This window comes from Leucobacter holotrichiae, assembly GCF_055791005.1.
Window position 1 is genome coordinate 85504 of sequence record NZ_JBVUAC010000008.1, and the last position, 22940, is coordinate 108443.

24 protein-coding genes and 1 pseudogene are annotated in these 22940 nt (G+C 67.0%); 17 read left to right on the forward strand and 8 right to left on the reverse strand.

The features are described from left to right. The first annotated feature begins 2 nt into the window (after positions 1-2). From AC0KXF_RS11275 to AC0KXF_RS11295, 5 genes are all read left to right on the forward strand, one after another. Positions 3-1694, forward strand: coding sequence for a thiamine pyrophosphate-binding protein (locus tag AC0KXF_RS11275; RefSeq protein WP_473109281.1), 1692 nt, complete (start codon positions 3-5; stop codon positions 1692-1694). A gap of 125 nt (positions 1695-1819) precedes the next feature. Then, the gene (locus AC0KXF_RS11280; RefSeq protein ID WP_473109282.1) at positions 1820-2881 is read left to right on the forward strand and encodes an ABC transporter substrate-binding protein; all 1062 of its coding nucleotides are present in this window, start codon (positions 1820-1822) and stop codon (positions 2879-2881) included. Between the two features lie 4 nt (positions 2882-2885). Then, positions 2886-3806, forward strand: coding sequence for an ABC transporter permease (locus AC0KXF_RS11285; RefSeq protein WP_473109283.1), 921 nt, complete (start codon positions 2886-2888; stop codon positions 3804-3806). Further along, entirely contained in the window at positions 3806-4642 is an 837-nt protein-coding gene (locus tag AC0KXF_RS11290) for an ABC transporter permease (protein WP_473109284.1), read from the forward strand. Before AC0KXF_RS11285 ends, AC0KXF_RS11290 begins: the two co-directional genes overlap by 1 nt. After that, on the forward strand, positions 4639-5754 hold the full coding sequence (locus tag AC0KXF_RS11295) for an ABC transporter ATP-binding protein (protein ID WP_473109285.1): 1116 nt from the start codon (positions 4639-4641) through the stop codon (positions 5752-5754). Before AC0KXF_RS11290 ends, AC0KXF_RS11295 begins: the two co-directional genes overlap by 4 nt. Positions 5755-5866: 112 nt before the next feature. On the opposite strand, the pseudogene AC0KXF_RS11300 reads toward AC0KXF_RS11295, so the two are convergent. Together AC0KXF_RS11300 and AC0KXF_RS11305 are read right to left on the reverse strand one after the other, a co-directional pair. Next, positions 5867-6847, reverse strand: a pseudogene (locus tag AC0KXF_RS11300) (NAD(P)H-dependent flavin oxidoreductase). A gap of 116 nt (positions 6848-6963) precedes the next feature. Further along, positions 6964-7794 carry an enoyl-CoA hydratase/isomerase family protein gene (locus AC0KXF_RS11305; protein WP_473109287.1) on the reverse strand — a complete coding sequence of 277 codons (831 nt, stop codon included), beginning with the start codon at positions 7792-7794 and terminating at the stop codon, positions 6964-6966. 260 nt (positions 7795-8054) lie between these two features. Here AC0KXF_RS11305 and eno point away from each other — a divergent pair, with 260 nt between their 5' ends. The 5 genes from eno to AC0KXF_RS11330 all read left to right on the forward strand — a co-directional run bounded on the left by eno (position 8055) and on the right by AC0KXF_RS11330 (position 13237). Further along, positions 8055-9335: a phosphopyruvate hydratase gene (gene eno, locus AC0KXF_RS11310; protein ID WP_223045175.1), complete on the forward strand. Its 1281-nt coding sequence runs from the start codon at positions 8055-8057 to the stop codon at positions 9333-9335. A gap of 39 nt (positions 9336-9374) precedes the next feature. After that, positions 9375-9902, forward strand: a complete 528-nt coding sequence (locus AC0KXF_RS11315) for an FtsB family cell division protein (RefSeq protein ID WP_473109288.1) — start codon at positions 9375-9377, stop codon at positions 9900-9902. Continuing rightward, the gene (locus AC0KXF_RS11320; protein WP_473109289.1) at positions 9899-10381 is read left to right on the forward strand and encodes a DUF501 domain-containing protein; all 483 of its coding nucleotides are present in this window, start codon (positions 9899-9901) and stop codon (positions 10379-10381) included. Before AC0KXF_RS11315 ends, AC0KXF_RS11320 begins: the two co-directional genes overlap by 4 nt. A 260-nt stretch (positions 10382-10641) precedes the next feature. Further along, a complete protein-coding gene (locus AC0KXF_RS11325; RefSeq protein ID WP_223044482.1) occupies positions 10642-11985 on the forward strand; it encodes an NAD(P)/FAD-dependent oxidoreductase in 1344 nt (447 codons plus the stop codon). Between the two features lie 271 nt (positions 11986-12256). After that, entirely contained in the window at positions 12257-13237 is a 981-nt protein-coding gene (locus AC0KXF_RS11330) for a methyltransferase family protein (RefSeq protein WP_473109290.1), read from the forward strand. A gap of 196 nt (positions 13238-13433) precedes the next feature. Here AC0KXF_RS11330 and AC0KXF_RS11335 read toward each other — a convergent pair whose 3' ends face one another. Beyond that, the gene (locus AC0KXF_RS11335) at positions 13434-14903 is read right to left on the reverse strand and encodes a helix-turn-helix domain-containing protein (protein WP_473109291.1); all 1470 of its coding nucleotides are present in this window, start codon (positions 14901-14903) and stop codon (positions 13434-13436) included. 126 nt (positions 14904-15029) lie between these two features. On the opposite strand from AC0KXF_RS11335, the gene AC0KXF_RS11340 reads away from it, so the two are divergent. Then, positions 15030-16892: a phosphoenolpyruvate carboxykinase (GTP) gene (locus AC0KXF_RS11340; RefSeq protein WP_473109292.1), complete on the forward strand. Its 1863-nt coding sequence runs from the start codon at positions 15030-15032 to the stop codon at positions 16890-16892. Positions 16893-17130: 238 nt separating this feature from the next. Continuing rightward, positions 17131-17394, forward strand: coding sequence for a hypothetical protein (locus AC0KXF_RS11345; protein ID WP_473109293.1), 264 nt, complete (start codon positions 17131-17133; stop codon positions 17392-17394). 827 nt (positions 17395-18221) lie between these two features. On the opposite strand, the gene AC0KXF_RS11350 is transcribed toward AC0KXF_RS11345, so the two are convergent. Further along, positions 18222-18503, reverse strand: coding sequence for a hypothetical protein (locus tag AC0KXF_RS11350; protein ID WP_473109294.1), 282 nt, complete (start codon positions 18501-18503; stop codon positions 18222-18224). A gap of 114 nt (positions 18504-18617) precedes the next feature. Here AC0KXF_RS11350 and AC0KXF_RS11355 point away from each other — a divergent pair, with 114 nt between their 5' ends. From AC0KXF_RS11355 to AC0KXF_RS11370, 4 genes are all read left to right on the forward strand, one after another. Beyond that, the gene (locus AC0KXF_RS11355; protein ID WP_473109295.1) at positions 18618-18839 is read left to right on the forward strand and encodes a hypothetical protein; all 222 of its coding nucleotides are present in this window, start codon (positions 18618-18620) and stop codon (positions 18837-18839) included. A 39-nt stretch (positions 18840-18878) separates the two neighbouring features. Then, positions 18879-19508 carry an SOS response-associated peptidase family protein gene (locus tag AC0KXF_RS11360; RefSeq protein ID WP_473109296.1) on the forward strand — a complete coding sequence of 210 codons (630 nt, stop codon included), beginning with the start codon at positions 18879-18881 and terminating at the stop codon, positions 19506-19508. Positions 19509-19630: 122 nt separating this feature from the next. Next, the gene (locus AC0KXF_RS11365; protein ID WP_473109297.1) at positions 19631-19966 is read left to right on the forward strand and encodes a hypothetical protein; all 336 of its coding nucleotides are present in this window, start codon (positions 19631-19633) and stop codon (positions 19964-19966) included. After that, on the forward strand, positions 19963-20757 hold the full coding sequence (locus tag AC0KXF_RS11370; RefSeq protein WP_473109298.1) for a hypothetical protein: 795 nt from the start codon (positions 19963-19965) through the stop codon (positions 20755-20757). Before AC0KXF_RS11365 ends, AC0KXF_RS11370 begins: the two co-directional genes overlap by 4 nt. Before the next feature lie 66 nt (positions 20758-20823). Here the strand turns inward: AC0KXF_RS11370 and AC0KXF_RS11375 are convergent, their stop codons facing one another. Genes AC0KXF_RS11375 through AC0KXF_RS11390 form a run of 4 tightly spaced genes read right to left on the reverse strand, consistent with a single transcriptional unit; the run spans position 20824 to position 22365 of the window. Further along, positions 20824-21147, reverse strand: a complete 324-nt coding sequence (locus AC0KXF_RS11375; RefSeq protein WP_473109299.1) for a hypothetical protein — start codon at positions 21145-21147, stop codon at positions 20824-20826. Continuing rightward, positions 21144-21530, reverse strand: coding sequence for a hypothetical protein (locus tag AC0KXF_RS11380; protein WP_473109300.1), 387 nt, complete (start codon positions 21528-21530; stop codon positions 21144-21146). The genes AC0KXF_RS11375 and AC0KXF_RS11380 overlap by 4 nt, the downstream gene beginning before the upstream one ends. Then, complete coding sequence (locus tag AC0KXF_RS11385) at positions 21527-21658, reverse strand: hypothetical protein (protein ID WP_473109301.1); 132 nt, start codon at positions 21656-21658, stop codon at positions 21527-21529. The genes AC0KXF_RS11380 and AC0KXF_RS11385 overlap by 4 nt, the downstream gene beginning before the upstream one ends. Continuing rightward, positions 21658-22365: a M23 family metallopeptidase gene (locus tag AC0KXF_RS11390; RefSeq protein WP_473109302.1), complete on the reverse strand. Its 708-nt coding sequence runs from the start codon at positions 22363-22365 to the stop codon at positions 21658-21660. The genes AC0KXF_RS11385 and AC0KXF_RS11390 overlap by 1 nt, the downstream gene beginning before the upstream one ends. Positions 22366-22475: 110 nt before the next feature. Between AC0KXF_RS11390 and AC0KXF_RS11395 the strand changes: the two genes are divergently transcribed. After that, positions 22476-22826, forward strand: a complete 351-nt coding sequence (locus tag AC0KXF_RS11395; RefSeq protein ID WP_473109303.1) for a hypothetical protein — start codon at positions 22476-22478, stop codon at positions 22824-22826. Positions 22827-22940: the final 114 nt, after the last annotated feature.

The following is a 22940-nucleotide window of genomic DNA, read 5'->3' on the forward strand; positions in this document are numbered from 1 at the left end:
GGATGAGCAGCGAAGCAGGTATGAGCGGATACGCGGTGCCCGAGACGGAACGCGAGCGGGCGCTCGCGGCAGGAGTCGATCCCCGCAATACCGGTCTCGCCGTCATGCAGACCCTGCGCGGATACGGGATCGATGCGGTCTTCGGCATTCCGGGTACGCACAATCTCGAGTTCTATCGCCACCTGCCGCGACTGGGCATCCGCGCCGTGACCTCGCGCCACGAGCAGGGCGCCGGCTACGCCGCGGACGCGTGGGCGCAGCGCACCGGGTTGCCCGGGGTCGTCATCACGACCTCGGGGCCCGGACTGCTGAACGCGCTGTCGTCGGTGGGCACGGCCTACTGCGAATCGCGCCCGCTGATCGTGCTGTCGCCCGGTGCGCCGAGCGGCATGGAGGGCAGCTCCATCGGCATGCTGCACGAGACGAAGGATCAGCTGGCGGCTGCGCGCGCCATCGCGGACCGGGCCGTGCGCGTCGCCAGCGCCGAGGAGGCCGTCGAGGCCGTGCACGAGGCATTCGCTGTGCTCCGCTCCGGTCGACCGCGGCCCGTGTACATCGAGGTGCCGCTCGATCTGCTCGAGGAGCCCGCGGATATCGCGATCGAGTCGCTGAGTCCGCGCGAGGCGCCGCCGGCCCCGCAGCCGGATATCGCGGATATCGAGGCAGCGGCCCGGTTCCTCGCCGAGGCCGAGCGGCCGACGATACTGGCGGGATCGGGCGCGCGCTCGGGTCGTGAGGCGCTGCAGACCATCGCCGAGCTGCTGGGCGCCCCCGTGGTCACCAGCTCGAACGGCAAGGGGGTCGTCGCCGAGTCGCATCCGCTCGTCATCGGAGCCGAGCTGAGGCTGAAAACCGCGGTGGACGTGCTCAACGAGGCCGACGCGCTCCTCGTCGTCGGCTCGAAAGTCGCCGTCGGCGAGTTCGCCGCGGGTGAGTTGGCACCGACGGGGAGCGTGATCCGGATCGACATCGATGCGTCCCAGGGGTGCAACAACCTGGCGGCCGAGCGGGTGCTCATCGGAGACAGCGGCGAGGTGCTGCCGAGCCTGCTCGACGCACTGCGGGCGCTCAGTCGGGCGGGGGAGGCTTCGAATGGCCGCGCGCCCTGGATTCCGGTCGATGAGGTGCGCGCCGCGTGCCTCGCGGAATCTGACGGATACGGTCCCGGGGTCGGCGCGGTGGCGGCTCGTATCACAGCTGCGCTGCCCGAGGGTGCGATCCTCACCGGTGACTCGTCTCAGATCTGCTACTCGGGCATCGCCGGCCACTTCCGGGCCGAGGGGCCGGCCGAGTGCATCAACATGATCACCTATGCCACCCTCGGCTACGGCCTGCCGGCGGCGATCGGAGCGAAGATCGCCGACCCGGATCGCCCCGTCGTCTGCGTCACGGGCGACGGGGCGCTCATGTTCTCGGTGCAGGAACTGCAGACCGCTGCCGAGCAGCACCTCGATCTCACCGTGATCTGCGTCGATAACGGGGGCTACGGCGAGATCGAGCAGAACGAGCGTGATCGCGGTATCGACCCGATCGCGGTCCGCCTGAGTCAACCCGACTGGCCGGCGGTCGCGCGGGCGTTCCGCGGGCGCGGCTTCGCGGTCGAGTCCGCTGGTGAGCTCGAGGAGCGGATCGCCGAGGCGGTCGAGCACCCTGGGGTCTCGCTCGTGCACGTGCCGATGGGGCTGTTCGAATAGGTGCCCCTTCCGGCGAACGAGCTGCGGGCGCGCTTCGCCAGACTGTTGCCACGGTCGAGAATGAATGCCATAGTTATCACGGTTGATTGATTAATCAGTCAATTAAAGCGTCAAGGAGGACGTTGATGAAGAAGAGACTGGTCACCGCATTCGCCGGAGTGAGCGCCGCAGCTCTGATGCTGACGGCCTGCACCAACGGCGGGGGCGGCGTGAGCGAAGACACCCTGACGATGGTCGACTGGGGCGGAGAAACCCAGCGTGTAGCGATGGAGCAGCTCTACCAGCCGTGGGCTGAGGAGAACGGCGTCACGATGAAAGAGGACCAGCCCACCGATTACGCGAAACTCGACGCGATGGTCGAGGCAGGCAAGGTCAACTGGGGGACCGTGGAGGTCGAGCCCAACTTCACGGACTCCGCTTGCGCGAACGGCACGCTTGAGAAGCTCGGAAAGGAAGTGCTCGACGCGGCGGGCGAGAACGGCGTGGACCCCGAGCTGGTGAGCGATTGCGGGATTCCGATTCTGCAGTATGCGTTCACGATCGGGTACAACACGGAGAAGTTCGCGGATGCGCATCCGACGACGTGGGAGGAGTTCTTCGATACGGAGAAGTTCCCGGGGAAGCGGGGTTTCTGGAAGTATGCGACGGGCGGGATCTTCGAGGCGGCGCTGCTCGCGGACGGTGTGGCGCCGGAGGATCTGTATCCGCTTGATCTGGATCGTGCGTTCGCGAAGCTCGACACGATCAAGGATGACATCGTGTGGTACGACACGGGGGATCAGCAGACGCAGCTCGTCGCGAGTGGCGAGGCGCCCCTGGTGCAGGCCTGGAACGGCCGCATCTTCAAAGCCCGGAGTGAGGGCGAACCCGTTGCTAACGAGTACGGTGAGAACCTCGGCACCTACGAGCAGATCGTGATTCCGAAGGGCTATGCGAACAAGGACCTGGCGCAGGACTGGATGGTGTGGTTCCTGGGCGCCACGGAAGCGCAGGCGGAGTACTCGCGTCAGACCGGCTACGGGCCCGCAACCCCTGCCACGCTCGAAGAGCTCAGTGCTGACGAGCAGAGCGAACTCGCGAACAGCCCCGAGAACATCGAGCAGCGCTCGGCCATGATCGACTACGGCTATTGGGCCGAGAACTACAGCGAAGTCACAGAGCGTCTGAACGTTTGGATGGCCGGGTGACGAGATGACTGCTACGCAAACGGAGGCGATCGCCACTGCGGCCACGTCCGACCCAGAGGGGCCGGCGAAACCGAAGCGGTCGATGAAGCGCTACTTCGCGATCGACGGCTGGGGTGCCCTGGTGCTGCCGCTCCTGCTGTTCCTGGTCGTGGTCTTCCTGGTACCGCTCGTGGCGATGCTGGTGAAGAGCTTCACCGATCCCGAACTGGGCCTCGATAACTACCGCGCCGTCTTCGCCGAGCCGCTGTATATGAAGGTGATCTTCAACACCTTCTACGTGGCGACCCTGGTGACCCTGGTGACGCTGCTGCTCGCCTACCCGTACGCCTACCTCATGACGCTGGTGAAACCGTTCTGGCGCACGGTGATGATGGTGATCATGCTGATCCCGTTCTGGACCAGCGTGCTCGTGCGCAGCTTCGCCCTGATCGTGCTGATGCGCGATACGGGCGTGATGAACACCCTGCTCATCGACACGGGGAGCACGGATGAGCCGATCACCATGCTGCGCACCTTCGGCGGCGTCGTCTTCGGCATGGTGCAGGTCTCCCTGCCGTTCGCGGTGCTGCCGATGTACGCGACGATGAGCGGAATCGACAAGCGCCTCAGCCTGGCGGCGCAGAATCTGGGCGCCCGTCCCTCGGGCGCGTTCTGGAGGGTGTTCGTGCCGCTGAGCGTGCCCGGCGTGGCCGCCGGGCTGCTGCTGACCTTCATCCAGGCGCTGGGCTACTACATCACCCCGGCGCTGCTGGGCGGCCCGCAGAACACCATGATCGGTGAGCTGATCGTGCAGCAGGTCTCCGCGGTGCTCAGGTACGGCTTCGCGGCGGCTCTCGCGACGATGCTGCTGCTGCTCACGCTGGCGTTGCTGGGGCTGGCGAGCAAGTTCCTGAACCTCGAGAAGGCACTGATGAGGAGATCCTGATGACGAAGATTCTCACACGCACCCTTCTCGGCCTGCTCGCGGTCGCGATCGCCGTCTACCTGCTGATGCCCGTGCTGGTCATCATCCCGATGTCGTGGTCCGAGAGCCCCTACCTGGCGTTCCCGCCCGAGGGCTTCACCACGCAGTGGTACGAGCGGTTCTTCTCCGACATCGCCTGGATGAGCGCCCTCGGCAACAGCCTGACCGTCGGTCTGCTGTCGGCGCTGCTCTCGGTCGTGCTGGGCACGCTCGCGGCTCTCGCCCTGGTGCGGGGCCGGTTCCCCTTCCGCGGCATCATCATGGGCGTGCTGCTCGCGCCGATGATCGTGCCGTTCGTGATCGTGGGCCTCGCCGTCTACATCACGTTCCTCAGCCTCGGGCTGACGCAGACCACCCTCGGCTTCGTGCTCGTGCACACCTGCCTCGGCGTGCCGTACGTGATGATCAACGTCGTGGCCTCGCTGAGCTCGGTGGACCGCCGACTCGAGATGGCCGCGATGAATCTGGGTGCGGGACCCGTGGAGACGTTCTTCCGCATCACGCTGCCGCTGATCTTCCCGGGCATGTTCGCGGGCGCACTGTTCGCGTTCATCACGAGCTGGGACGAGGTCGTGGTCGCGATCTTCCTCTCCGGCCCCGAGATCACGACGCTGCCGGTGAAGATGTGGTCGGGCATCCGCGTGCAGATCGACCCGACGATCGCCGCCATCTCCACGCTCTCGCTCATCGTGATCCTGGCCGCCTTCGGCTGCCAGGGCCTGGTCAAAATGTTCTCTTCCGCTTCCGAGCGTCGTCGCCGTAAGCGTATTGCCCAACTGCAGGAGGAAGTCGCATGACTGCTCAGCCCACCTACACTCAGCAGCTCTCCACGATCGGGGAGCAGGCGGGCGCGGCGATCCGCGTCTCCGACGTCGTGAAGACCTACGGCGACGTGACCGTGCTCGATCGGGTCAGCCTCGATATCAACGCGGGGGAGTTCATCACGCTGCTCGGGGCGAGCGGCTCGGGCAAGTCCACGCTGCTCAACATCCTGTCGGGCTTCACGAAAGCCGACGGCGGGCGGCTCGAGGTCGACGGAGAGGACATCACGCGCCGGCCGCCGCACAAGCGCGGACTCGGCATGGTGTTCCAGCACTACGCACTGTTCCCGCACATGAACATCTTCGACAACGTCGCCTTCGGCCTGCGCCGGCAGAAGCGGCCCAAGGACGAGGTGCAGCAGCGCGTGACCGACGTGCTGCGCATGATCCAGATGGAGCACCTCGCCGACCGCAAGCCCGACCAGCTCTCGGGCGGACAGCAGCAGCGCGTCGCACTCGCCCGCGGCATCGTCTTCGAGCCGCGCGTACTGCTCATGGACGAGCCGCTCGGCGCGCTCGACAAGCTGCTGCGCGAGGAGATGCAGCTCGAGATCCGCAGGATCCACCAGGAGCTCGGCATCACCTTCATCTTCGTCACTCACGATCAGCACGAGGCGCTGACGATGTCGGATCGAATCGCCCTGCTCAAGCACGGCAGGATCGAGCAGCTCGGCACCCCGAAGGAGCTCTACGACGCTCCGAACTCGCGGTACGTGGCGGAGTTCATCGGGGAGTCGAACCTGTTCGAGGGGCGAGTCGCGGACGGGGCGTTCACCGACGCGGGTGGCAATCGGTTCGGTATCCCGGCCGGTCAGGGCGAGCTGCTGATGGTGCGCCCCGAGCACGTGCGCGTCGCGTCCAGCCCGGAGGGGCTGCAGAACGCCGTGCCCGTGAAGGTGTTCAACACGGTCTATCTCGGCAGCGATGTGGTGGTGTACGGCCGCGCGGAGTCGGGACAGGCCATCGTCGCGCGCACCCCGGTCTCGCACGGCGCGGCGGTGCCCCTCGAGGGCGACCGGGCCGTCATGACCTGGACCACCGAGGACAGCCGGCTCGTGCCCGACTCGGAATCCGCTCCGCGCGCGTAGAGGCCGGGCCGGTAGGGGAGCCTGCTGGTGCCGCCTCCGGGCTGGTTTCGCCCGGTACGACAAGGGGGTGCGGGATCGCGAGATCCCGCACCCCCTCGGCGTTGCCGCAGGTTCAGGTGAGCAGGCCCGCGAGGCGCGCCCGCACGATCGATTCGCCCTCGTTCACCACCCGCTCGACGAGCTCCGAGGTGCTCGGCACGTCGCTGATGAGCCCCTGGGTCTGCCCGGCCCACCACACGCCGCCGTCGACCTCGCCGTTGCCGAGGGCTCGCTCGCGGCCACGCGCCCCCGATGCGAGGTGGGCGATGTCTGCGAAGGTGGTGCCCTCGCGCTGCTCGATCTCGATGATCTCGTCTGAGACCGCGTTCTTCGCGACGCGGGCCGAATTGCGGAACTTGCGGAACACCACGTTGGTGGAGCGCTCGGTGTTCTCGACGATCTGCCGTTTGATGTTCTCGTGCACCGGAGACTCGGTGGTGGCGACGAAACGCGTGCCCATGTTGACCGCGTCGGCGCCGAGGGCGAGCGCTGCGACGAGGCCTCGCGCATCGGCGATGCCGCCCGAGGCGATGATCGGGATGTCGAGCTTGTCGGCGGCGGCAGGAATCAGCACGAGCCCGCCGATGTCGTCCTGGCCGGGGTGGCCGGCGCACTCGAAGCCGTCGATCGATACGGCGTCGACGCCGATCGCCTGGGCCTTCAGCGCGTGACGCACGGTGACAGCCTTGTGGATCACCTTGACCCCGCCGGCCTTGAACGCGGGGAGGAACGGCTCGGGGTTGTTGCCGGCGGTCTCCACGAACGGCACGCCGGCCTGCACGATCGCGTCGGCGTACTCGTCGTAGGGGACCGGGTTGATCGTGGGCAGCATGGTCAGATTCACGCCGAAGGGCTTGTCGGTGAGTTCGCGGGTGCGCGCGATCTACTGAGTCAGCTCCTCGGGCGTCGGCTGGGTGAGGGCCGACAGGAAGCCGAGCGCGCCCGCGTTCGCGACGGCGGCGATGAGGGGCGCGCGCCCCACGGCCGTCATGCCGCCGCAGACGATGGGGTGCTCGATGCCGAAGGTTTCGGTGAAGCGGGTGCGGAAAGGCATGGATCCTCCTTGATCTCAGAAGCGCGCTACCGTCTTCGTATAATTGACTGGCTAGTCAATCAAAATTGTAGCGCAGAGGGCCCGGGTTCTGAATACCCGGACGGGAACGAGCGGTTCTACGCTCCGATGAATCGAGGCGCCCGGCGTTCGACGAAGGCATCGGCGGCTTCGCGGGCGTCGGCGGTGTAGGCGCAGCGTTTCTGCGCGAGGGACTCCTCGTCGAGCGCTTCGCCGAAGTCGGCGGGCTGCGGGCCGAGCAGCCGCTTCGCCGTGGAGAGCGCGAGCGGCGCCTTCGCGAGGAGGGAAGCTGCGAGTTCGGTCGCGGCAGTCTCGAGCCGATCCGGATCCACAAGTCGGGACACAAGCCCGATCTCGAGCGCATGTTCGGCCGTGACCTTCGAGTTGAGCAGGAACAGCTCCTTGGCCCGCGCCTCTCCGAGCAGGCGCGTCAGCGACCAGGCGCCGCCGTAGTCGCTCGCGAGGCCCGCGTCGATGAACGCGGTGCGGAAGACGGCCGACGTCGAGGCGATGCGCAGATCGCAGGCGGCCGCCAGTGAGAGGCCCGCGCCCGCGCAGGGGCCGCCGATGGCGGCGATCGATACCGCATCAGCGCTGCGCAGCAACTCGACAGCGCGGGCGTGGCGGCGCAGCACCCCCGCCGACTGATCGACGCTCAGGTGCGGCGGCGCGAAGACTCCCGCGGCGAACTCGTCGAGGTCCCCGCCCACGCTGAAGCAGCGCTCGCCGCCGGTCACCACGATCACGCGCACCGTCGGATCGGCGACGGCCGCCTCGACGGAGTCGAGCAGCGACTCCATGAGGGCATCGGTGAATGAGTTGCGGCGTTCCGGCCGGTTGAGCCGGATCGTCGCGGCGGCGCCGTCGAGCGCGAGCGTCGTCTCAGGGCCGGCGGCTCCCGGCGCGTTGCCGGCGGGTGAGTCGGTCATGGGTGCTCCTGCTGCTCGGGCCGCGTCTGCGGATAGATTGACTCGTGAGTCAACTCTAACGGGGTGCGGTTCGTGCCGATAGTTCGGATCTCCCCGCTCATTCGGATCGAATTCCGGTGATTCGATCCGAGATAACGGCCTGATCCGAAGTTTGGGATGCAGCTTCTCCCCACCGAGCACGTCGGCGGCTGCCGCTACACTGGGGAGCGGCGCCGACAATCGCGCCGCATACCGGCAACTGAACTCCGAAGGAGCGCATGGTGGCATTTATCGACGCGGTGATCGCCCGCGAGATTCTCGATTCGCGTGGCAACCCGACCGTTGAGGTCGAGGTCGGTCTGACCGACGATTCTGTGGGCCGCGCGGCGGTGCCCTCCGGCGCCTCGACCGGCGCCTTCGAGGCGTACGAGCTGCGCGACGGCGACAAGGATCGCTACCTCGGCAAGGGCGTGACGAAGGCCGTCGACGCCGTCTTCGACGAGCTGGGCCCCGCTATCGAGGGCTTCGCCGCCGATGACCAGCGGATCATCGACGCCGTGCTCAAAGAGGTCGACGGCACCGACAACAAGTCACGCGTCGGCGCGAACTCGATCCTCGGCGTGAGCCTCGCGGTAGCGCACGCGGCGGCGGCCTCGGCCGAGCTGCCGCTCTACCGCTACCTCGGCGGCCCGAACGCCAGCACTCTGCCCGTGCCGCTCATGAACATCATCAACGGCGGTGCCCACGCCGATACCGGCGTCGACATCCAGGAGTTCATGGCGGTGCCGCTCGGCGCCGAGACCTTCTCGGAGGGGCTGCGCTGGGGCGTCGAGGTCTATCACTCGCTCAAGGCACTGCTCAAGGAGCAGGGGCTCACCACCGCGCTCGGCGACGAGGGCGGCTTCGCACCCGATCTGCCCCACAACTCGGCCGCGCTCGACCTCATCGTCGAAGCCATCAAGCGCGCCGGCCTCGAGCCGGGCCGTGATGTTGCCGTCGCACTCGATGTCGCCTCCTCCGAGTTCTACGAGAACGGCGTCTACAAGTTCGAGGGCCAGGAGCGCACGGCCGCCGAGATGACCGCCTATTACGAGGATCTGTTGACCCGGTACCCGCTTGTCTCGATCGAGGACCCCCTCGACGAGAGCGATTGGGAGGGCTGGGCCCACATCACCGCCGAGATCGGCGATCGCGTGCAGCTCGTCGGCGACGACCTCTTCGTCACCAACCCCGCGCGCATCACCGAGGGCATCGAGAAGGGCGCTGCCAACTCGCTGCTCGTCAAGGTCAACCAGATCGGCACCCTCACGGAGACCTTCGACGCCGTACAGCTTGCGCAGCGCGCCGGTTTCACCGCGGTGATGTCGCACCGCTCGGGTGAGACCGAGGACGTCACGATCGCCGACCTCGCAGTGGCGACCAACTGCGGCCAGATCAAGACCGGGGCACCCGCGCGCTCCGACCGCGTCGCGAAGTACAACCAGCTGCTCCGTATCGAGGAGGAGCTGGGGGGAGCCGCGAACTACGCCGGCCGCGGTGCCTTCCCCCGCTTCACCGCGTAATCGCACCGGCGAACGCGCACTCGGACGAGGGACAGCACGGTGAAACGTTGGGTCGAGGATCTCGGGGCGTGGGCCTCGAGCCTCCGATTCAGCGGTTTCACCGTGCTCGTCGTCGTTCTGGTCGCGGCGGGCGCCGTGATCGTGAGTCCCAGTCTCTCCACCTATGTGCAGCAGAGGCGCGAGATCTCCGAACTGCGGGAGAGCGTGCGGCTGCACCAGGAGGCCGTCAACGAGATCGACGCCGAGCGCGCCAAATGGAAGGATCCGGTGTACGTGCGCTCCCAGGCGCGTGACCGGCTCTTCTACGTGATGCCCGGCGAGACCCAGCTGGGGGTCATCGATGACATCGTGCTGCCGGTCGAGTCCGATGAGGAGACGAGCCCCGAGCTCTCGCGCATCCGCAGCGACTGGGTGCGCGGCATCGCGGCATCCTTCCTGACCGCGGGTACCACCGACGCGCCGCTCGAGGAACTCGAGGGCGATGCCGATCCCGAAACCGCAGAACCGGCCGATACCGATCCGCCCGTCACTGAAATCGATCCCACCGCCGAGGAGCCCCAGCAATGAGCCGCCCACCCTACACCGACCCGACCCCGGCCGATATCGCCGCCGTGAGCGAGCAGCTGGGGCGCGAAGCGCGAGGCGTCGTGGGTATCGCCGCGCGAGCAAGCGACGGTGCGCCCGCCGTGGTCGCGACCGCACCGCGCCTACCCGACGGCTCGCCGTTCCCGACCTTCTACTACCTGTGCCACCCCGAAGCGGTGGCCGCGGCTTCGCGACTCGAGGCCGCCGGTGTGATGAACGAGTTCAATGAACTGCTCGCCGAGGACGAGGCGGTGCGCGCGCAGTACGCTCGAGCGCACGAGCAGTACATCGAGGACCGCGACAGCGTGGGGGAGGTACCGGAGCTCGCGGGTGTGAGCGCGGGCGGCATGCCGACACGGGTCAAGTGCCTGCACGCGCTGATCGGACACTCGCTGGCCGCGGGCCCCGGGGTCAACCCGATCGGTGACCTCGCTCTCGAGCGCTGCGGATGGCGCCCCTGATCCTCGCCGGTCGATAGACGCGCCGTCCTGCTCGCGCCCGCCCGCCGCGGCACCTCCGCCGAGAGAGCCTTCCGCCCGGCTGAAATGCGGCTGAACAGCCTCTTCGCCGATGAATATCGTTGTTTTCTGCGGGATCTCCGTCGGACCGACAATATTCGCCGCCATCGAGATGTAGTATGGGGTGTCGGGCATGATGTGCCCGGTTTTTCTGTGCCCGCGATCCGGGCATTTCACGCTCATTGCATCAAGGAGACCGCTTCGTGGCGAAGAAGATTCTGATCGTTGGTGGTGGCTACGCCGGCTTCTACACCGCTTGGGGGCTCGAGAAGCTGCTGCGCGCGGGCGAGGCCGAGGTGACGATCGTCGATCCGCTGCCTTACATGGCCTACCTGCCGTTCCTTCCCGAGGTCGCCTCGGGATCGATCGAACCGCGTCACGCGGTCGTCGCACGCCGTCGCCATCTGAACCGCACCCACAACATCGCGGGCAAGGTCACGGGTATCTCCCACGCCACCAAGACGGCCACGGTCACCCCGAACGAGGGCGAGGCATTCGACTTCGAGTACGACCACATCGTCGTCACCACCGGTTCGGTGTCGCGCACCTTCCCGATCCCCGGCATCGCCGAGAACGCGATCGGCATGAAGACCATCGAGGAGGCCGTCGCGGTGCGCGACCGCCTCGTCGGCAACTTCGAGCGTGCGGCGTCGCTGCCCGCCGGTTCGCCCGAGCGCGCACGTCTGCTCACGGTCACGGTGGTCGGCGGCGGCTTCGCGGGCATCGAGTCGATCGCCGAGCTGCGATCCTTCGCCACCTCGCTGCTGCGCCGCTACCCCGAGATTTCCTTCGAGGAGACCAAGTTCCACCTGGTCGAGGCCATGGGGCGCATCATGCCCGAGGTCACTGAGAAGCTCGCCGACTGGGTCGTCGCCGATCAGACCCGCCGCGGCGTCGATATCCACCTCGACACGCAGCTCTCCTCGGCCGTCGACGGCCACATCGAGCTCTCGACGGGTGAGAAGTACGAGTCCGACCTGATCATCTGGACCGCGGGCGTCATGCCCCGTCCGTTCCTGCGCGGCACCGACCTGCCCATCGGCCCCCGCGGCCACGTCATCGGCAGCCCCGAGCTGCGCATCACCACCGAGGACGGCAAAGCGCTCGAAGGCGCCTGGACCGCAGGCGACACCTCGCAGACCCCCGACATCTCGTCGACCCCCGGCCCCGGCGGGTTCTGCGTGCCCAACGCGCAGCACGCGGTGCGTCAGGGACGCCTGCTCGCCAAGAACATCGTCGCCGACCTTCGGGGCGAGGGCGTGCGCAAGTACGAGCACAAGAACATGGGTGCCGTTGCCGGCCTCGGCGTGAACAACGGTGTGTTCCGCTCAGGCGGCAGCTTCGCGATGAAGGGCTACTTCGCGTGGCTCGCCCACCGCTTCTACCACGGCCTCGCGATCCCCACGTGGGAGCGCAAGTGGCGCGTGTTCGGCGGCTGGGTCGGACATTTCTTCCTGGGGCGCGACATCGTGAACATCGAGGCCCTGCAGGAGCCGCGCGCCATTTTCGAGGAGTTCGCCTCACGTCCCAAGCCGAAGACCGACTGAGTCTCGCGCCTCGCGCCTCTGGCGCTTTTCGCGCTGAGCCTCGCAGGCTGGAGCCCCGCAGCATCGAGTTGCGGGGCTCCGCGCGTCTCCCGGCTTCCGGTTCGTCCTGCCGTCGTTCGGCTCTGCCCGAGGTACGGGTTTCGCGCGCTGGATCGCGGTCAGAGCTGCAAAATCCGTATCTCGACGGGGAGGTGAGAGGAGCTCTTCCTCGTGATCGTGAAGACCCTCCCGTGCGTCTCCGGGGTTTTGCCGAGCCTTGTAGTCTGAGGGCGTGCGAGCGGGGCGGGGGTTCTGGGTGACGCGGTCCGCGTCCGCCCCGCGGATCGCCCGTGCCTACTTCGCGCTGCAGGCAGCCGCGGGAGCTCTGTGGTGGCTCGGCGTCGTCACGCTGCCGCCGGTGCGCCGGGCCACGCTCGGCGCCCTCGACCCGGTCACCGTCGCGCTCGCGGACATCCCACTGTTCGTGCTCGCCTCGGCGCTCGCGGCGGTGCTCCCGGAGCCGGGGCGGCGGTGGGCGACGCGGATCGCTGTTCCCTGGACCTTGCTCGTCACGGCGGCTCTGGCGGTCTACGCGACGGCGACCGGCCTCGCGGGCTGGGGAGCGGTCATCATGGCGGCGGCGAGCTGCGGGGGAGTCGCCGCGTGGTCGCTCGTGGAACTCGGGCGGATCCCCGCGGAGCGGCTGCTTCTGGGTCCCCTCTCGTTCGGAGTCGCGCCGGCGGCGCCGCCGCGACGTCAGCTCGGCTCGACGCTGCTGCAGATGCTCGTGTTCTGGGCTCTGTTCCTCGCGGTGCTGCCCGCGGGACTCCGCCTGCTCGAGACCCGGTGGGGGCTGCACGTCGCATTCGCGGCGCCACTCCCGGCACTCGGGGGCGCACTGCTGCTCGGCGCGAGCGCACTGGGGTTGTGGTCGGCGCTCGCGATGTCGCTGCGCGGGGAGGGCACGCCGCTGCCGTCCGCGAGCGCGCGGCGGCTCGTGATCACCGGGCAGTATCGGTGGGTGCGCAACCCGATGGCGGTGGCGGGGATCGCGCAGGCCGTCGGTGTCGGTCTGCTCGCGAGCTCGTGGTTCGTGACCGCCTACGCGTTCTGCGGCGCGGTGTACTGGCACACGCTGGTGCGGCCCTTCGAAGAAGCCGACCTCGAGGCGCGCTTCGGCGAGGAGTTCGCGGCCTACCGCCGGCGGGTGCGCTGCTGGGTGCCGCGGCTCGGGCCGACGCTAGAGCAGACCCGGGCCTTGCGGCGAAGCTGACGCGTTCAGCGAGACCGACTGTTTCAGCGGCGCTGGAACGCTCGGTCTCGCTGAAGCCGTCGGTCTCGACGAGGAGAGGCCGGATCGGATTGGCGCTCGGCGCCACGCCGGAGAAGCGGAAAGCTTCGCTTTCCGCCTAATTCTCCCCGGCTGGTGAGCCGGGCGCCTCCGGCGGACAAACGCTTCGCGTTTCTCCCTAAGCCTCCGGCGCATGCTTCGCCAGGAACTCGTACATCGCGGTGTCATCGACCCCGGGGAACGTTCCCGTCGGCAAAGGCGAGAGCACGTGCTGGTGCATGCGGGCGCTCGGCCACGCCTTGCCCTCCCAGCGGGCGAGCAGCTCGGGGGAGGGAGTGCGGCAGCACGCCTCGTCCGGGCAGGTCGAAACCCGGCGCTCGGGGGTGTCGCGACCGCGGAACCACTTCGCGTCGTCGAAGGCCACACCGCAGGCGATCGCGAAGGGGCCGTGCTCCGCGTCGCCCGTCTGCACGCTCGACCAGTAGGTGCCCGCGGGTGTGTCGGTGTACTGGTAGAACTCGCTCGTGCGGTTGGTGCGGTGGAACGCCGTGCGTCCGCCCCACTTGTGGCACAGGATCTCGCCCTCGATCGATCCCGAGGCATCGCTCGGAAACGGCAGATCGTCGTTCTCGTATCCGCGCACGAGGGTGCCCTCGCCGTCGGCACGGTAGTGGTGCACGCGCAGGTCGAGGTGGCTCGTCGCGAGGTTGGTGAAGCGGTGCGCCGCGGCCTCGTGCGTGACGCCGAACGCGTCGCGCAGATCCTCGATCGCCAGATTGCGATTGCGTTTGGCCTGCTGCAGGAAGTCGACGGCGCGCGCCTCTGGCATGAGGCAGGCCGCCGCGAAGTAGTTGATCTGGAGCCGCTGCTCGAGGAACTCGGCGTAGCTCGCCGGCTCGGAGTGGCCGAGCACGCGGTGCGCCATGGCCTGCAGGGCGAGCGAGCGCAGCCCGTGGCCGCCCGGGATCGACGCGGGCGGGAGGTAGATGCGCCCGTTCTCGAGGTCGGTGATGCTGCGAGTGTTCGACGGCAGATCGTCGACGAAGATGAGGGTGAAGCCCAGCATCTCGGCGAGCATCGCGACGGTGCGGTGGGTGACGGCGCCCGTGGTGTGGCCGACCCGGCGCATGAGGTCGGAGGCGATGAGCTCGATGTCGTGGATGTAGTTGTCGCGCTCGCGCATCTGCATGCGGATGGCGGTGTTCGCGCGGCGCGCTTCCTCGGAGGTCGCTGCCGCGGCTCGGGATCGCCTGGCCAGTTCGCGATGCAGGCCCACGAGCGACTCGAGGGCCTCGTCGCTGAGCGTGCGCGGCGTGCGCACGTGGGGGAGACCGAGGCGGAGGTAGCCCGGGGTGGTCTGCGCGCGCTCGAGCTCGATTTCGAGTGCGCTGCGGTGATCCGGAGCCTCGCGGCGCAGCAGCTCGGAGGGGTCGATCCCGAGTTCCCTGGCGATGCTCTGCAGAAGGCCGAGGCGCGGCTCGCGACGGCCGTTCTCGATGTGGGAGAGCTGACTCGCCACTACGCCGACGCGCTCTCCGAGCTGCTCGAGGGTCAGGCCGGCGCGCGATCTGAAGTGCCGCAGGCGCTTGCCGAGCAGAAGCCGGTCGAGTTCGGTTTCTCCCTGGGTCGGGGTGGTATCCGGGGCCATTCCTTGACTATATGTCAAGAAAGGTCAAAATTTACAGCGAGTTTGGTGAATGGCGGGTGAATCGACTACTGAGAATGGAGTTGTTACCGATTCTTCACCGACGACGTGTGAACCCGAGGAGAACGTATGAGCGCCACCCAGGTTATCGAGGCCGAGACTGCTGCATCGGAGTCCGTGATCGCGGAACTCGTGCGTGCGAATGCGACCACCGCGAACGAAGAGGTGCTGCAGTGGGTGACCGAGGTCGCCGAGCTGACGAAGCCGGTCGACGTGGTGTGGTGCGACGGTTCGCAGGACGAGTGGAATCGCATCACCGCCGAGATGGTGGAAGCGGGATCGCTGATCCCGCTCAACAAGGATCTGCGGCCCGGCAGCTTCCTCGCCCGTTCGCATCCGGCCGACGTGGCTCGCGTCGAGGATCGCACCTTCATCTGCTCCGAGAAGGAGGAGGACGCCGGGCCGACCAATAACTGGGTCGCCCCCACCGAGATGAAGGCGGAGCTCATGCCGCTCTTCGACGGCTCGATGCGCGGCCGCACGATGTACGTCGTGCCGTTCTCGATGGGACCCGTCGGCGGAGCGATCACGCAGCTCGGCATCGAGATCACGGATTCGCCCTACGCGGTGCTCAACATGCGCATCATGACCCGCATGGGTCAGGCCGCGCTCGACGGCATCACCCCCGGCAGCGAGTGGGTGCGCACGGTGCACTCGGTGGGAGCCCCGCTGGAGGAGGGCGCCGAGGATGCGGCGTGGCCCTGCAACGACACCAAGTACATCACTCATTTCCCCGAGACGCTCGAGGTGTGGTCGTACGGCTCGGGATACGGCGGCAACGCCCTGCTCTCGAAGAAGTGCTTCGCGCTGCGCATCGCCTCGGTGATGGGGCGCAACGAGGGGTGGCTCGCCGAGCACATGCTGCTGCTCAAGCTCACCAACGTCGAGACGGGCAAGGCGTACCACCTGTCGGCGGCCTTCCCGTCGGCGTGCGGCAAGACCAATCTCGCGATGCTGCAGCCCACCATCCCCGGTTGGAAGGTCGAGACCATCGGCGACGACATCGCCTGGCTGCGCCCCGGCAAGGACGGCCGCCTCTACGCGATCAACCCCGAGGCGGGCTTCTTCGGCGTCGCGCCCGGCACCGGCGAGTCGACCAACCCGGTCGCCATGGAGACCCTCTGGGGTAACACCATCTTCACCAACGTCGCGCTGACCGACGACGGCGACGTCTGGTGGGAGGGCAAGACCGACGAGGTGCCCGCTCACCTCACCGACTGGCAGGGCAACGACTGGACCCCCGACTCGGAGAGCCCCGCCGCGCACCCCAACTCGCGCTTCACCGTGCCGATCCAGCAGACCCCCTCGCTCGCGGCCGACTGGTACGAGCAGGACGGCGTGCCGCTCGACGCGATCCTCTTCGGCGGCCGTCGCGCCACGAACGTGCCGCTCGTCGCCCGCTCACTGTCGTGGGAGCACGGCGTCTTCATCGGCGCGACCGTCTCCTCCGAGAAGACCGCGGCTCAGGAGGGCACCGTCGGCGAGCTGCGCCGCGATCCCTTCGCGATGCTGCCCTTCTGCGGCTACAACATGGCCGACTACTGGGGCCACTGGCTCGAGATGGGCGAGAAGCTCGGTGACAAGGCGCCCAAGGTGTTCCAGGTCAACTGGTTCCGCAAGGGAGCCGACGGCCGCTTCCTCTGGCCCGGCTTCGGCGACAATTCGCGTGTGATCGACTGGATCATTCGCAGCGTCGAGGGCGAGGTCGAGGGCCGTGAGACCGCGATCGGGACGGTGCCCGCCGAGGGCGAGCTGAACCTCGACGGAATCGAGGTGCCGGCTGAGGACATGGAGGAGCTGTTCTCGATCGATCCCGCCTCGTGGCTCGACGAGGCCGACCTCACCGAGGAGTTCTTCGCCCAGTTCGGCGACCGAGTGCCGGCGGCGCTGCGCGATCAGCTCGCGCAGCTGCGCAATCGACTCGGTGCGTAGCCGCCGGAGTTCCCGAGCCCGAGGCTCCGGATCCCGCCGGCCCGCCCCCCGCCTCCTGACACTGCCGAGGGGGCGCCCACAGACTGTAAGCCCCGCCGTTCTGCCCGACGGCGGGGCTTACTCTTTCCGCTGAGCGCCGATACCACCTGCGGTCGGCTCCTGCAAGGGTGTTCCGCTGCGCTGTGCAGTCGACCACGCTGGAAGCATCGCTTCGAACGGAGAACGGAAGGTGGATGCGATGAGCACACGGAAACAGATCAAGAGGGCCGCGGAAGCGACCGCGTGGAACCCCATGAAGACGCTGAGCCAGTGGGGAGTTCGCAGCTCGCACGCCTACAGCTTGGGGCTGATCTCGGTGGGGATCTCGTTCCTGACCTGGCTGTTCTCGCGCGGAAAGGGCGATGAGAAGTCGCAGTCCGACCGCTGGGGTCTTTTCATCGGCGAGTGGGCGCCCACGTTCTTCGCGCTCGGCGTGGGTCTCAAGCTCGAGGAGGAATCATGAGGGGCGCCTCGACCCGGCCGTCCGGGGACGCACTCCGCCGAGTGCCCCCACTGGGATTCGAACCCAGACTGTGCCGATTCACCCAGTGCGTGGATCGTTGATTTCGCGCCAAATCTGAATACATGGGGATCGCTCGGCCCAGATCGCAGGCAATCGGCCTGTGATCTGGGCTTTCCCATTCAAACGATAGGGATAGCTCGGGATCGATCTGGATAGCACTGCTTGCCATGCTGTCGCGATGCTGTCATTCTCGGCGGTAATCTCGCCTCATGCTGCATACCGCGATCCGTAACGGCGAGTGCCGAGCGTGATCTTCGGCGGCCCTTGCCCGTCCTGCGATCGGGGGACGCTCGTGTGGTGGGAGGCGTGGTGGGAGTGCTCCCGCTGTGATGACGTGGTCTTCCCTGGGATCGTGTACTGCCTCGACCCCGAATGTGGTGTGGTGCGGATCTTGCCGTCGCTTCCCGATCGGCTTCCCTGGGAGCCCGAAAAGTAGCATCAGCGCTGCTTCGGCTGTTTCCGTTCGACGGCGTTTGCCCACACCCACACATCCTGTGGTCCCGTCCAGCCCGGTAGTTCCAGCCTCACGAGAACCGCTTTCGGGGTGTAGGCGATCACCTCGCCGTCGAAGAGTTTGTCGTCAACCCAAGTGCGGATGAGCTGTAGCGAAACAGACACTGGCACTGGTTCGCATTCGCGTGGGAGGCCGGTTTCTTTGGCCTGCCGCTTCGAAAGCCCCAGAGGGATGACTCTCGCTTGCCATCGGTCGATCATGCGATCGATATCGGACTCCTGGACAGAGCTGGGGCGCCCATCCCGTGATCCCATCAGACTGTCTCCGCTTCCCAATGGTCCCCGTGACGACGGAGCTCGAGGAGGGCGGTCTCGGTGCCGCCGTCGCGCCGCACTAGACATTTCCAGCCGGTCTGCAACGCGGGCGAGTGCGTGATGAGGGGGTGCTCGATCGTCTCGATGAGAGGCGTGGGGGTGCCCTCGACCCGCCACCTCGCGCGCCGGTACACGAGCCGGTCAGGGAGGCCGTCTGTGGTCCAGACCACGATGCTCTCCGGCGCGTCCGGGAGGCGAGGTCCGAAGATTGATTCGAACATATGTTCGATTGTAGGCCCCGATTTCGGGAGCGCAAGCCGACAGCGAGAGTCGCTAGATATGCGACGACCGACGCTCACCACACAATGTCAGAGGGGCGGTGTAACCTCCCCGACATGGCGATACGAGACAGCACCGGCCTCGACGCGAGCGCGTCCCGATACGATGCCGCGCACGCCGAAACGGTCATCGCGGAACTCGAAGCCCAATACGCGGCCGGCGAGATCGAGCGACACGCATACCTCGAGAAGAAGCGCGGACTCGTGCGCCTCTTCCTCAAGGCCACTACGCAGCCGAAGAAGCGCCGCCGCTACGTCGAGAACTACGACGGCGACTAGGGGCTACCGCAGTCCCAATGCGCGGCGTAGCCTGAGCGCATGTGCAACTCGTACGGGCTCGGCGGCTACCTCCACGACGGCGAAGAGCCGCGCAGCCCGCTCCGACCTCTGGACCAGCGCGAGTCCGAGCGTGCGATCGCAGAGTGGGCGCAGGGCCGCGGCGGCAGGGCCGCGATCACGGGGTCGAAGGCCCGCAACCTGAACCCCATCATCCGCGCCGGATCCGATGATCGTGAGCTCGTGTTCGCGTGGTGGTGGCTCTGGCTCGACTCGTCGGGGCCTGCGAAGTTCTCGGCGTTCAACGCGCGCGACGACAAGCTCATGCGCTCATGGAAGAAACCGTTCCAGACTCGCGCCCTGCTGCCCGCCGACTGGTATGTCGAGAAAAAGGGCCGCTTCACCCTGCCCGGCGGCGAGCAGTTCGGGATCGCGGCCATCACCTCCACCGTCACCACCGATGACGGAGAGCTTACGACCTACTCGATGGTCACCCGCGACGCCCCCGCTGGCAGCGAGGCGGCCGAGTACTGGCCGCGGATGCCGCTCGTGCTACCCCGTGTCGAGCATGACGATTGGCTCGACCCAGACCGCCCCGGCGATGCAGACCTCGTCGCGCGCGTTCAGCTCGCGAGCGAGGAGATCTCGCGCGCGATGACGACCTCGGCCTGAATACAGAGATAGGGCGCTAGGGACCTCCACCCACCATTTCCGCTGTATGAATCGTCGAGAATATTGGTCCACGTTTCACTCGACACTTTGAGGTACTGTGGGGTAAGACTACGGAGGTTGCGATGAAATACGAATTGCAGACCACGTTGGGTGTCATCCTGGATACGGGCGACTCGATCGATCAGGTAATCGAGCGCTTCAGGAATGCCATGCGCGAGGTGTTGAGCGATGCTCAGTACGCCGGTGTTGCCGCACACCGAGTAGTTCTCGGCGACCGCCCCCTAGAGATCGTCGTTGGCATCCTCTTCAATGACGGCGTACGCGCGGAGTACGCTGACGATATGGCGACTGAGATCTTGGATCAGGCGATCACCCGGTTCCGCGACGAGGAAAAGTTCAGCAGCGAAGATACGCAGGTCAGCGAGGAGTCTGTCCGGCTGCAGTCGGTTTATGCATGACGCCCAACCGGCCTCGCTCTCCCGGTGAAGCTGCTGGCGCCTGGGTAGAGGACAAGTTTCGTCGTTATGGCACCGAGTTCCTCTCAGTCGTCTCGGTTTTCGCCACCGCAGTTGGTTCACTGCCCGGAGCTTTTCTGGGGCCGCTGCCTTGGTTCGGGATCGGACTAGCGCTCGCCCTCTTTGCCGCTGTGCTCCGTGGCAAGTCAACTGAGTCCCTCGATTCGATACGGACAGAGAGGCACGACGCGGTCGAACGCGCCGATGCCAGCACTCAGGCCCTCCGTGATGCGATTCAGCCGCTAGCTCACAACCTCAGTGCGTACCTCGAACTCACCGAATCACATCAGCGCCTCTCCGTGTACTGCCATCACGTGAGCGAGTTTCGGATCCTCGCCCGAGTCGCCAAGAACCCACACTTTCAGTCGGGCGGACGATCGAGCTACCCCGAAACCCAAGGCGTCATCGGCACGGTCTGGACAGGAGGCAATGCTTCCGTACGCGCGGGCAACTCCGAGACATGGCATGACTGGGTGGCTCGATTTGGATTCACTCCAGAAGAAGCCTCAGACCTGAAGATGAAGTCACACTCCATCGCGGCGGTTCGTCTCGAGTACAACCGTGAGCCGGTGGGGATCGTGCTCATCGAGAGCGAGAATCGTAATGGGATCAAGCCCGTGCAATTCGAGAAGTTGCAGAGTTCGTACATCACCAGTTCTCTCGCAGAACTGCTAGCAATTGCTGGCCCCCTCATACTCTCTCCCACAGATCAAAGCGACGACGAATCTGGGTAGCAGCTTCATACGCAGAAGATGCCCCCACCCTCCCGGAGGAGAGTGGGGGCACAGTTCATTGATGGGTCAGTCGGTGGCGTAGCGGGGCACGTAGTGCGGGCGGGCGTCGGATCCGAGCATGATGCGCTCGACGGCCGGCCACCGATCGCCGAGCCACTGCGCGACCTTCTGGTAGGCGAGGATCACGAGCGCGATCACGAGCGCCTGCAGCAGTGCGAGCGCGGGCACCGACGCGATGCCGGCCTCGGCGATCAGGCCATCGACCCATGCGAGGGCGTCGGCGAGTGCGGGGATCTGTGCGACGAGGCGGGCGACGAGGACCGCGACGAGGGCGGCCATGATGGTGCGGCGGTCCTGCTGCCGCTTGTCGGTCGGGGTTTGGGTGATCACGGTTGGTCCTTTCGGGGGTTGAGGGTGGTCTCGAGGTCGTCGACGCGCTTAGTAAGTTCGGCGCGAAGCTCACGGAGTTCTGCGCCGTCTTCGATGTCGCGTCGGTCGAGTCGGCCGATGTCTTTGCGGAGGCCACGCACGTCGTCGGCGACATAGCCGAGCGCTTGTTCGGTGCGGGCGAGAAGAGCGGTGAGCCTGTCGATGTCATCGCGGAGGTTGGTTCCGTGGCTGTTCTGTACCTGCTCGCGCACAACCTCGACTTTCCCGGAGAGCGCCGCGTCGCGTTGCTTCTGCCGCTTCACGTGGACGACGCCGAAGATGCCGCCCACGAGAGCGACGAGCACCGGGCTGCTCGCGAGCGCGACCATGGTCGTTTCGCTCATTCATCCTCCCGGTCTCGCCACTTGCGGTCCTGGTGTCGGCGGTGCCCCATGATCGCGGTGAGCACGCCGAGCACGACGAGGACGACACCGTAGCCGGAGACCACGAGCCAGGCGTGCTCACCGAACATCAGCTGTACTTCTTCTGCAGCTCAAGCCACCGCTTCAGGGTGACTTCCATGGGCTGCCCGAACTGGCTCGCGAGGTTGTTGGCGTACATGCCGCGGGCAGTCGAGTTGTCGAACTCCTCCCACGAGCCCTTCACGCCGGGCTGGTAGATCGCGTACGCGGCCGACCCGTCCTTGCGGGCCTGCTGCTTGAGGATGACGAGATGCACGGCGTCATCTCCTTTCTGGGTGCGCCTGGCGAGGCAGCACGCCTTCGTGGTGGTGGTGGATGGTGCGGGCGCGGCCTGGCCGAGCCGGCCCGGGTTCAAGGTGCGGGGGTCGACCCAGGCACCCCAGGACCAGAGGCGGTCCCGGCGTAGCTCCCAGTGGAGGTGTGCGCCGCCAGGGCCAGGTGGCCACACTGCGCCGGAGTAGCCGGAGAGCACGAGGATCTGCCCTGGGGTGACGCGCTGCCCGACACTGACCCTTGCGCTGCCCCAGGTGAGGTGTCCGAAGCGGTGCAGCATCCCGTCGTCGGCGAGCAGGTCGATGGTGAAACCGCCGAGCCCGTCGTCGCCGACGCGCACGATCGTCCCTGCGGCGGTTGCAGGGACTGGAGTGCCGGCGGGGACGGCGAAGTCGGTGCCCCAGTGCGGCGCCCAACCGACGGGGCGGGTGCCGGGCCACTCCGACACGAGAGCGGTGGAGAACGGGTAGAAGATACTGGCCACGGTCCCTCCTTTCAAGAGACAGGGGCCAGCCCACACCGTGGCGCGGGCCGACCCCGAGAAATAGGTAAGCCCCGCGCGGTGGCGGGGCTTGAGTGTGTAGTGTTTGTCGAATGAGCGACCAGGAAACGCGATCGAAGAATGCGCGATTCAGGCTCAAGCTCTTCGGAGCCACTCTCATCAGCGCAGCGATGTTCGTAGGGGTAATCCGGCTCTATGTCTGGATTGGGACGCCGAGCCCATGGCTCGGGTACATATTGACCACCTGCCTGTTCTTGGTCGCGTTCATCATCTTCCTTGTGGACCTCATGACCATCTCGGAAGCGGACACCCGCGCACGGACGCCGTACCCTCGAGTGAAGGACTTGATCATGTCGCTGCCCTTCATCGGCGCCTCGATCTCTTTTGCCGGCTCCGCGCTCACGGTCATCGAGTGGGCGCTCGAAGCTGCTGCCGCCAACTAGCCCAGTCGTCATGGTGAGATGGGGTGCCACTTCACCCCCCCTAGAAGTGGGTGAGCCCCGCACTGTGGCGGGGGTTCACGGGTCGGCCCACACCGTGGTGCGGGCCGACCCGGA